This is a genomic window from Saccharopolyspora spinosa NRRL 18395 (assembly GCF_000194155.1).
Classification (GTDB): Bacteria; Actinomycetota; Actinomycetes; order Mycobacteriales; family Pseudonocardiaceae; genus Saccharopolyspora; species Saccharopolyspora spinosa.
Genome location: NZ_GL877879.1, coordinates 1,584,579 through 1,594,883 on the forward strand (window position 1 = coordinate 1,584,579; position 10,305 = coordinate 1,594,883).

At 65.4% G+C, this 10,305-nt stretch carries 9 protein-coding genes and 1 pseudogene; 6 read left to right on the forward strand and 4 right to left on the reverse strand.

Annotation, left to right across the window (positions count from 1 at the left end; all coding sequences use genetic code 11):
* The coding region (locus SSPN_RS0126425) for an IS1634 family transposase (RefSeq protein WP_010310098.1) at nt 1-741 on the reverse strand (741 nt) is incomplete at its 3' end.
* 100 nt (nt 742-841) lie between these two features.
* On the opposite strand from SSPN_RS0126425, the gene SSPN_RS45880 reads away from it, so the two are divergent.
* Nucleotides 842-2,965, forward strand: coding sequence for a tyrosine-type recombinase/integrase (locus SSPN_RS45880; RefSeq protein ID WP_010310951.1), 2,124 nt, complete (start codon nt 842-844; stop codon nt 2,963-2,965).
* A 29-nt stretch (nt 2,966-2,994) separates the two neighbouring features.
* Here the strand turns inward: SSPN_RS45880 and SSPN_RS0126435 are convergent, their stop codons facing one another.
* Nucleotides 2,995-3,984 (reverse strand): nucleotidyltransferase domain-containing protein, encoded by a 990-nt coding sequence (locus tag SSPN_RS0126435; RefSeq protein ID WP_237710734.1) that lies wholly within the window; start codon nt 3,982-3,984, stop codon nt 2,995-2,997.
* 98 nt (nt 3,985-4,082) lie between these two features.
* Between SSPN_RS0126435 and SSPN_RS0126445 the strand changes: the two genes are divergently transcribed.
* The 5 genes and pseudogenes from SSPN_RS0126445 to SSPN_RS51995 all read left to right on the forward strand — a co-directional run.
* Complete coding sequence (locus SSPN_RS0126445; RefSeq protein ID WP_083822121.1) at nt 4,083-4,661, forward strand: VUT family protein; 579 nt, start codon at nt 4,083-4,085, stop codon at nt 4,659-4,661.
* The gene (locus SSPN_RS62950) at nt 4,661-5,857 is read left to right on the forward strand and encodes a deazapurine DNA modification protein DpdA family protein (protein WP_420188105.1); all 1,197 of its coding nucleotides are present in this window, start codon (nt 4,661-4,663) and stop codon (nt 5,855-5,857) included. The genes SSPN_RS0126445 and SSPN_RS62950 overlap by 1 nt, the downstream gene beginning before the upstream one ends.
* Nucleotides 5,818-6,015: a helix-turn-helix domain-containing protein gene (locus SSPN_RS62955; protein ID WP_083822206.1), complete on the forward strand. Its 198-nt coding sequence runs from the start codon at nt 5,818-5,820 to the stop codon at nt 6,013-6,015. Before SSPN_RS62950 ends, SSPN_RS62955 begins: the two co-directional genes overlap by 40 nt.
* 125 nt (nt 6,016-6,140) lie before the next feature.
* Nucleotides 6,141-7,334 carry a tyrosine-type recombinase/integrase gene (locus tag SSPN_RS0126455; RefSeq protein WP_010310963.1) on the forward strand — a complete coding sequence of 398 codons (1,194 nt, stop codon included), beginning with the start codon at nt 6,141-6,143 and terminating at the stop codon, nt 7,332-7,334.
* 142 nt (nt 7,335-7,476) lie between these two features.
* A pseudogene (locus SSPN_RS51995) lies at nt 7,477-7,920 on the forward strand (winged helix-turn-helix domain-containing protein); the annotation flags it as partial.
* A 91-nt stretch (nt 7,921-8,011) separates the two neighbouring features.
* Here SSPN_RS51995 and SSPN_RS0126460 read toward each other — a convergent pair.
* Entirely contained in the window at nt 8,012-8,431 is a 420-nt protein-coding gene (locus tag SSPN_RS0126460) for a hypothetical protein (RefSeq protein ID WP_010310967.1), read from the reverse strand.
* A gap of 593 nt (nt 8,432-9,024) precedes the next feature.
* Nucleotides 9,025-10,305: hypothetical protein (locus tag SSPN_RS57065; RefSeq protein WP_237710735.1), on the reverse strand; the 1,281-nt coding region annotated here is incomplete at its 5' end.

Here is a 10,305-nt window from a genome sequence, read left to right on the forward strand (position 1 = left end):
GTACGCCTTCGAGGCGGGGGCGATGAACCCGACACCGGCATCGATCATCGCCGAGACATTGGTGTAGGACACCAGTTTAGAGTCCCCGATCAGCAGGAACTCCTGGGGCTTGGCCATTTTTTGCAGTTCGGTCATAGCGCCCACTACCTGGGCCACTTCCCCGGCTCCGCCGTCGTAGGCTCGGTGGAAGACCGGCACGCCGCCGTCGCCGGTGGCCGCCAGCCCGGCCTGGATCTGTTTCAGGTCGAGGCGGCGGTCTTTGGGATGCCCGAACTTCGGCGCCGGGTGGTCGGCGTCGATCTGCTCGTAGGCCCCGTACAGCGAGATCGACGTCATGTCCCAATGAAGCCGGGAAGTGTCCAAACCGAACACGGAGATCGCTTGCGCTCCAACGGATCCCACGATCCGGTCGAGCTCGGGAGCGATCGCGTCCAGCGCGCGGCCGATCCGGTCGTCGTTGAGCAGTTCGGGGTCAGCGCCGAAGACTTCTTCCACTGCGTGTTCGCGTGCCCACTCGGTCACCCGGACCAGCGGTGCCGGTGAGGTCAACCGGTTGGCGACCAGTGCTTCGATCACCTGCCCGTGGGTCAGATGGGCAAGATCCCGTATCGGGCAGGCCCGATCGATAATGTCGGCCAGGTCCAGACGGTGACAGTAATCAGCGATCACGGGCAACGCGCCCAGCTGCTTCTCGATGCTCGCACCGACGTACCGGGCCCGTCGCCGTTCACGTTGATCCACGACCGAACACCCTGTCAGAGCCCTTGAACGGGAAGACACAGGCCCGGCCGATCAACTCACCTATGCCCATGTGCGGATGACGGGGCTAGCGCCAGCGCGTATGCACGTGCTGCACCGGCTCATCGAGCCTATCGAGCAGGCAACACCGCACTGGCCGGAGAAGACCACAGCCCGAGTACGCAGCACGCTGCTACGCCGTGTCCACCACGAACAGCTGCCCTATTGGGCGTGGGACGAGCAGACCTGGATCAACCTCGCCAAGGAAGCGGGAAGGGGCAGCGACCTCGGGTATCGCGGGCTCGTCGTGGCCATCGCCAACGCCTTGGGCTTGCATCGCCGACTGCACCACCACGTCAACGTCCTCCAGGTGCCGGTCGCCGAGCTGGTCTTCGGCGTCGAGCCCGTCCAGGCCGCGATCACCGATGTCGTCGACACACTGCGATCCTGGGATGCCTCCAAGCACACGGTCACCGGCCAGATTCCAGCTGCGCTGAGCGATCTTCTGCTCGTCACTGGCACCGCTCGCCTGGAAGACATCGCGGAGGAAGACGTGCGGGCACTGGCCCAGCAGTACCCGAAGAGCAACCGACGCAGCGGACTGATCAAGGTGTCCCGCGTGCTGGCGCACAAGGGAATCATCACCCAGCCGCTGCACAACAACGACGCACAACGCGGACCTCGCGCCGACACGCTCGCCACGGTGCCGCCGCAGTGGCTGGCCTGGGCGCAGCGCTGGCGGCAGCTGTCCACCCACGAGCCCGGCACGGTCCGCGGCATGTTCTCGGTCATCCTCATCGCCGGACGCTGGGCCGCCGAGAAGCACCCCGAAGCGCTGGAACCGTGCCTGTGGACCCGCGACATCGCCGCCGAGTACGTCGCCGACACTCTGCACGCCGTTCACGGCCAATGGGCCGGACACAACCGCAACACCAGCAAGAAGGGCCAACCGCTATCCGCGGTCGGCAAGGTCCAACGCATCGACAGCCTCCGGGCCTTCTTCCTGGACCTGATCGACTGGGAATGGATCAAGCCGAAGTTCGACCCACGCAAAGTGCTCGCCGGGCCGCTGTCGGTGCGCGCCCAGATCGGGCCGAACCCAAGGATCATCGACGAGGTCTCCTGGGCCAAGCTCATGGCCGCCGGCCTCACGCTGAACATCGAGGACGTCAACGAGTACGGCACCCCGCGGGCCAAAGCAGCCAGCGACGGCCGGCGGTCCTACTACCCGATCGAGATGGTCCGAGCGCTCGTCGGGGTGTGGCTGTTCGCCGGATGCCGCATCGACGAAATCCGCCGACTCGACGTCGACTGCATCCAGCGCGACGAGGGCCGCGACGAGCAGACCGGCGAGCCGTTCCCCATCTGCCTGCTACGCGTTCCGCAGAACAAGACCACCGGCGAGTTCACCAAACCGGTCGACCCTATCGTCGGCCAACTCGTCGAGGCGTGGCAACACGTCCGGCCGCCACAGCCCGACATCGAGGACCGCAAAACCGGGCAGCGCCGCCAGTTCCTGTTCTGCGTTCGTGGCCAACTGATCGGCCGGTCCTACCTCAACGACACAGTCCTTCCGGCCCTCTGCCGGAAAGCGGGCATCCCCGAGACGGACTCGCGCGGCGCGCTCACCAGCCACCGCGCCCGATCCACGATCGCCACTCAACTGCTTAACGCCCCCGAACCACTGTCCATAGTGGATCTCAAGGAATGGTTGGGCCACAAACATTTCTCCAGCACCCGCCACTACGCGGCGATCCTGCAACGCAAACTGACCTCCGCATACAAGAAGGCCGACTACTTCGCCCGCAACGTGCGCACCATCCAGGTCCTCATAGACCGCGAAAGCATCCTCACCGGCGCAGCCACCAGCGGCGAGCAACCGTGGAAGTACTACGACCTCGGCGACGGCTACTGCACCTACGACTTCTTCGCCAAATGCCCGCACCGCCTCGCCTGCGCACGCTGCCCCTTCTACCTCCCCAAAGAGTCGAGCGCCGGACGCCTACTCGAAGTCAAGGACGGCGTCGAGAACATGCTCGAACGCCTCGACCTCACCGACGACGAGCGCACGGCGCTCGAAGGCGACCGGGACGCTCTCGCCGGGCTCGCAAACCGACTCGCCAAGGTGCCCACACCCGCTGGGCCAACACCGGAAGAACTCGGCACCGACCGTGCCTTCATCGCGCTGACCGCCGTCCAGAACAGCATCACTGGAGCAAAGCCATGAACACCGTATGGCTACGCGGGATCGCTGCATTAGGAGCCATTTGGCGCGGTAGAGCCACCACGCCGATACCCCTGCATCAGACGACCACCGGCACGATTGATCACCGTCTCAGCAACGTGGCAAAACGTCGTTGCGTCCCCGCGTGTCACGAGATGCCGGTAACCACTCACCAGGCTCTCGCACGTCTCGAGTTCCGTCTCGCGGAGCCGACGCAACAGCCACTTGCCATTCCCAAGCCAACGACACCGCAGCAACAGCACGAGTTCGGCAACGGCCGTCAGCAGTCTGTTCGCGATGAAGACCAACTCATCTGGATCTTGGCATCCGGTGAGGTCGTCGAGCAGATCGCTGATCAGGTAACGGTGATTCTCCAGCTCCTCGACCGACAGCGGGGCCGGCCCCGCCCGCAGGCGAGCGCGCGAGTCGTCCCCCATCCGCTGCCCGGTCCCGTCACGGTCGAGCAATACCTCGCCGTGCCCGCACATGTGCAGCAGGGGCGAGCGCCGAGCTGCGATCTCGCGCTCGACGAAAGCCGCGAAGGACTCTCTGGTGTGGGCGAATACCTCGACCAGCCAGCCCTCGTGGTCGAGCGTCTCCCGAAACGGTGCCGGCGGCCCGTCGAGAACAACCACAACATCCAGATCCGACGTCGGAGTGCGGAGTGCGGTGCCCGCACTGCCACCGAGGAAAGCGGCCAGCGCCTCGGGGAAGCGAGCAGCGACGAACTCACGCGCAGTACATACAGGGTCCACCCATGCATGATGCCGCGCCCTCCAGACGATCGTTACCGGATATTCGCAATAACTTGCCCGTTTCATGGAAACGCGGGCTGGCGGTGGATTCGCGACCACGACCCGGATGGGTGGCGTGACGCGGTCGAGTTCGACAAGGCCATTCGCGACGGCTACCCGCACGCCACCGAACAAGGCCAGCCGTTGCGCGGGCAGTATTTCCTGCACCGCTCCTGCAGACCGCTTGACCAAGTCGACCTCGATCAGCCCGCCACGGCCACGCGGCACTCCCATCTCGTCGCCGTCCCCGATGAGGACGACGAGCCGGATGGCTGCTCGCCGTGGTCCTGCCGCTCCGGCACTCAGGTCTCCGGGGAGCGTGCGGCATGACGACGCAACATTGCGTGCCCGCGACAACACCGCACAACCGTCGCGAACCTTCCGAAGCGACTGCCCACCGGCACACCTGCCTGGGTTTCGTGGTGCTGGTCGCCTTCGCCACCACGGTCGTCATCGCGAACTGGGCCTCCACCCACTGGCCGGTCCTGCTCGTCGGTTCGATTGCCGTCCCAGCGGGCACGGCGTGGGCCGGAGTGACGCTGACCTTGCGAGACCTGCTGCACGAGGCTCTCGGAGGGCGAGGGGTCCTCGTCGCGATCATGCTCGGGGCAGGGGTGTCCTGGTTGCCGGCCACCCCGCAGATCGCCTTGGCAAGCGTGGTCGCGTTCGTCGTATCCGAGGCCGTCGATTCAGGCGTGTACGCCAGGCTCCGTACCCGGTCGCGGGTAGGCGCGGTATTGGGCTCGAACATCACCGGATTAGTCACCGACAGCGCGCTGTTCGTGCCGCTGGCGTTCGGTTCCTTCACCTCGGTACCTGGTCAGATCCTCGGCAAAACGGTCGCCACAACACTCACCGTCACGGTGCTGCTCGTCGCGAAGCCGACTCGGCGGGTGATGCGGTGATGAGATTCTTTCTCGGCACGCATCAGCCTTCGTGGCTCGCCCGCGACCTCGGCGTCCCTCTGCTGGTTTCTCACCGGCGCCTGGCCGGCCGCCGCACCCTTCCGCGCGCCACCGGACCGTGGGCACTGGACTCCGGTGGCTTCACCGAACTGTCCCTGCACGGCCGATGGCTCATCGACGAACGCACCTACACCGCAGCCGTGCGCCGCTACGCCACCGAGATCGGCCACCTCGCCTGGGCCGCACCGATGGACCACATGACCGAAGCGCACATCCTGGCTCGCACCGGGTCGACAGTGCGCACCCACCAACGTCGCACCGTCACCAATTACCTACGGTTACGCGAAATCGCACCCGATCTGCCGTTCATCGCCGTACTCCAGGGCCAGAGCATCAGCGACTACCACTGGTGCGCGGACCTGTATGAAAAGGAAGGTGTGGACCTAGCCACGCTACCTCTGCTCGGTGTGGGCAGCGTATGCCGCCGCCAGCACACAGCGGAGGTCGAGCAAATCATGCGGTCACTGGCCGTCCGCGGGTACCGGCTACACGCCTTCGGCGCGAAAGTCTTGGGACTGGGGCGTTATGCCGATGCGATCTCCAGCAGTGACTCCGCCGCCTGGAGTTTCCGGGGCCGGTATGTCCCCGGCTGCACACCCGGTCACCGCAGCGAGTCCAACTGCGTTCACTTCGCCTTGAGCTGGCACGCCCAACTCATGGAAACCCTGCGTACTCACCACGCTCGACAACACCGTCAAGACAACAGGCAACCCAGAATCTCCGCACACGCACCAGAATCTACCGATCGCCGCCCACCTGCCAGTCGCACCCGGACCCATTCGACGGCGCAGCACGCCCTCGGCGATACAAGCCACGCAACATCACCACGTAGTCGCCCCCGTAGCCAACCCCACAATCGATGTGCAGCAGCACGGAAAGCCAGTTCACCATGCCAGCGAACACCGATCGAAACACGACCGGCAACCACACCCCACACCGGCAGCAGTAGAGAATGCGCAAATCTCAGCAGCCACAGCCACACAGTCGGCAACATCGCCCACTACCACACACCTCTAGCGCGGACGACCGCGACCGCCTCACCGCACCTACATCAGGCGATGCTTCCCCAGACACTCCCGACGATGCACCGCTGCCGCTGTATACCCCGACCGAGGCCGCCGAGCTCTTGTCGGTGAAGGAAACATGGCTGCGCCGCAAAGCCGGCACCCGATCAATCCCTTGCACCTTCATCGGCCGACATCTGCGTTTCTCCGCAACAGACCTTCGCACCATCGTCGAGAACGGGACGCAACCTGTTCGCGCACGTCGAGGCCGACCACGCAAAGTGAATTGACCGCTGCCACGCAGGACCTATCAAGATCTACGCCGCCAGGTTGTGCACCCACTTGCCCTTTGTGCCCGCAGGAGCGTCCATCTGTCCGTCAAAACATCCACCGCAACGAGATACAGGGGAAACCTATGGCATGGGCGGAGAAACGAGGCGAGGACTCCTGGCGGGTCCGTTACCTCAAGGATGACGGCACACTGGGCTCCATCCCCGGATTCCCAACCAAAACGGCCGCTGAAGCCCACATCAGCACCATAAAATGCGAACAACGCAAGGGAACCTGGATCGACCCCGCAGCCGGCAAGATCACGCTCGCCGAGTGGAGCGCAACCTGGCTGGACGCGCTCGACGTCGCCGAAACCACCGAAGCCCAGTACCTCAGCCTGATCAACAACCACATCATGCCCCGCTGGGGGGACACCGCGCTCTCTGACATCACCGGAATCTCCGTCTCCGCCTGGCGCAAGAAAAAGCGAGCCACCGGCTACTCCGAATCCACCACCAAAACCATGATCAAGATACTGGCGATGATGCTCGCCGACGCAACGGACGAGAAACTCATCGCCGCCAACCCGATCCGCCCACAACGACGCGGCAAACGCTCACGCAGCAAGCGACGTGAACGCCTCTGGGCCACCCCCGAACAGGTCCTTCGCATCGCCATCCAAGCCGCAGCGCTCACCGGCCCCTGGGCCGGACTCCTGATCATCACCGCCGGATGGACCGGCGCGCGCTGGGGCGAAATCACCGGACTCCAACGACACAACACCCACCTCGACGACGGAAACATCGTCATCGACCCCGACAACGGAGCACTTCACGAAGTCAACGGCCACTTCAGCCTAGGCCCACCCAAAACCGCTGAATCCGCCCGCACCATCACCCTGCCCCCGTTCCTCCTCAGCCCCCTGCACACCCACTTGAACACGCACACCCACCCCCACGTATTCGTGACCACCGAAGGCGAACACCCCCGCCGAAGCAACTTCTCCCGCCGAGCCATGCGCCCCGCAACCGACGGCAACCTCGACCGCGTCAAGCCACGCATCCGCACCCAGCCCGTCAAATCAGGACTGACGTTTCACGGGCTACGCCACAGCCACAAAACCTGGCTCATCGACGCCGGCGTCCCTGAAATCGCGCAAGCACGCCGACTCGGCCACGCCCTCGACGACGACATCCAAGACATCTACTCCCACGTATCACAACAAGTCGAACAAGCCCTCATCAACGCGCTACAAGACCGCTGGAAACAAGCCCTCGCCCAGTTCACACCCCGACAACTCGCCCTGATCGGCCTACCATCCGCCAGCGCTCACTACTGACTTTGTGGCTTCAGGGTTCGGCGTGTCGCCGGGGTCTATTCTGGACTTTCGGAGAAGATCCTGATGTGCGATACGCGGATGGTGGCGGCACCGGCCCAACAGCGCGTGCCCGGCGTGAACAGGTTCGTCGGCACGGGCGTGGCGGCGAGCGTGGACTGCTGGCGGGGTCGAGGCCTTGGCGTCGAAAGGACGGCCCGGCCCGAAGACCAAGTTGAACCAGCAGCAGATCGCCCGCCTGGAACAAGCCCTACGAGACGGTCCAGCGGCGGCAGGCTGGACCGAGGACCAACGGTGGACCCTCGCCAGGGTGGCGAAACTGATCGGGCGGATGTTCCACGTCTCCTACAGCCTCAAAGGCGTGGCGTTACTACTGCACCGGATGGGCTGGAGCCCACAGGCGCCGATCCGCCGGGCCGTCGAACGCGACGAACAGGCGATCACCGAGTGGAAGAAGACGACCTGGCCAACGGTAAAAGGATCGCGCGCAGGCTGGGCGCGTGGATCTGCTTCGCCGACGAAGCCCGGATCCACCGAATTGGTTTTGGTTTGGGTTGTTGATCAAGGTTGGGGGGGTGTTGATCAATAATGCTGGTGGTGGGTGTGCGGGGTCCGCCGGCCTGGTGGTCCGGCTTATCCACTGCGGTCTCCGCCAACAAGGAGTCCCTTGCCGGGCCGGACTATTCCTCCAACTCCGCATCGGCCCGATTCCTCAACCCCCGCAATTTCCGATCCTTGGCACCACGACGCAACGAGCGCGCCAGGTCACGCCATTTCTCCGCGACCGCCCGCATCCCAGGCAACGTGTGCTTGACCCACTTCAGATCCTCTGCGGTCCAGGCTCCCTTCCGTACCATGCGTTTCGCAGCTTCGGCGTTCCGTGCATGCTTACGGTCCGGATCGAATCCCGGCAGGCTCTCTTCCAGATGTTCCATCCGGTCCGCCAACTGGGCCATCTCCGCGATCCCCGCCAGGTCACCGAGCCGCTCCAGCCGCACCGACTCCGGCACATCAAGCAACTCCGCCACTCGCAGCAACCGGCCATCCCGCCACGCCACCTGCTCCGGCCCACCCAGAATGATGTCGGCGGCCCAGGCCAAGCCTGACGACGACGCGCACCATTGTCACCAGTGGAGACAGCATCGCCGTCCACAACAGACCCCGTGGAGCGCGTTGAGCTCTCGGACGGCACCTCCTTTCCGCCCACACGCTCAAGCCGATCCAGCAAGCCTGGCTGTTCCTTCTCCATGAAGGTATCGAATTCGTCGCTCTCCGCTTTACCGATCGCCCGCGCACCACCGCACGATCGCCGGGACGGCCACGACGCCACTCCCGCACGTCTCTCTCAGAAACGCCGACCGCCCGGGCGACCTCAAAGGTTCCGCCGAAGAAGCGCGAGAGGTAGCCAAGCTCATCACCGTCCAGGGCCTGCGCCAACTCGTGCAACACGTTCAGCTGCCGCGGACTAGGCCGCCTGCCCAGCTCACCGGCATGCTGCGGTGCCGGACCGCCCAGGTCGCGCACTTCCACCTGGACGTCGGGCCTGCTCCCGGCACGCACCACCCGGTCCAGGCCACCTAGCCCGGCCACCTCTTCCCGCAGCTCGGCGCGGTACTCAGCCGCGCTGCGGGTGTCACGCCCTTCCTCGCCCCACTCCTCCAGCAGACGGCGATCGGTTTGGGGCATCATGAGCTCACCCAGAGCACGCAACCGCTGCTGATACCCCGCACCGTCCGGCACCAGCGCCTCGACCAGACCTTTGACCTCCGCCCGCCCACCGTAAGTGCTGACCACCGACCCGGTGACCGCCCGGCGCAACGAGCACCGTCCGCGCGGCGTTAGATGGCCCCTCCGGCTGCCCCTGCGAGGCCCACCGCATGCCCATCATGCGGCCCAGCACCCGCAATCGGTCAGCCAGCGCGACCGCTGCTTCCGGCCCGCCGAACGCCTCGACAATCGTGTCGAGCACGATCCCACGCACCACCGCACGATCGTCGGGACGGCCGCGACGCCACTCGCGCTCGGTGCCCCTCTCCCCGCCGACCGTCCAGTCATTCTCAATGAAGAAGCGCGTGAGGTAGTCCAGCTCACGACCGTCAAGGTCACGCGCCAACTCCTGCAGCACACGCAGCTCCCGCGGAGTGGCCTGCCTACCTCGCAGCCCGGTACGTGGCGGTGCCGGAACGTCGAAGTCCTGCACCTGCACCCGGATGCCGGGCTTGCTCTCGGCGATCCGCGTGACAGCAGTCACGTCCGCCTCAGCATCGGTCGCTCCTGCCTCGAAGGAGGCCACCAGCGAACCGCGCCGGATGTGGTACCACAACTGGCCGAGTCGGCGCACATGCCACGGAAGGCCGATGTACTTGCGGTAGCCGTCGCTGAGCGTTGCCACCTTTTCGGTCAGCTCCACTACCTTGTCCAGGCCACCGAACCTGGCCACCGCTTGCTGCAGCTCGTTGCGGTACCAGGCCGCGCTGGCGGTGTCACGCCTTTCTTCCTCCCACGTCCCCGACCAACGGTGATGATCGGCCGGGTACAGCATGAACTGCCCCAGAGCGCGCAACCGCTCCTGATACCGCGGACCGTCCGGCACCAGCGCCTCGACCAGATTCTTGACCTCTTCCCGCCCGCCGTAGGTGCTGACCACGGACCCGGTGATCGCCCGGCGCAACGCCTCCGCGTGCCCCCCTTCGGGCAGGTGGGACCACATCCGCCACACCTGCGCCGTGGTTTCGTCCACCCCCAACGCCTGAGCCAGATACTGGTTCCGGCGCGCCCCCGGGTTGACCAGATTCATCAACTCCGCGGGCCCGTCATCGTTCAGGGCCGCGAACAACTCACCCCATTCGGCCTCGCGGCCACGACGCCACAACCTCGGATCCGCCGGCCCGTACTCCACCCGGACACCAGCCGGGTCCACCACATGCACGAAGAACTCCACCGACTCACCGCTGTTCTCCAACCGGGTACTCGG

Coding starts and splice junctions, on each gene's coding strand:
- SSPN_RS0126455 (WP_010310963.1), top strand. CDS start 6,141: ATGGCATGGGCGGAGAAACGAGGCGAGGACTCCTGGCGGGTCCGTTAC.
- SSPN_RS45880 (WP_010310951.1), top strand. CDS start 842: ATGCACGTGCTGCACCGGCTCATCGAGCCTATCGAGCAGGCAACACCG.
- SSPN_RS0126445 (WP_083822121.1), top strand. CDS start 4,083: ATGACGACGCAACATTGCGTGCCCGCGACAACACCGCACAACCGTCGC.
- SSPN_RS62950 (WP_420188105.1), top strand. CDS start 4,661: ATGAGATTCTTTCTCGGCACGCATCAGCCTTCGTGGCTCGCCCGCGAC.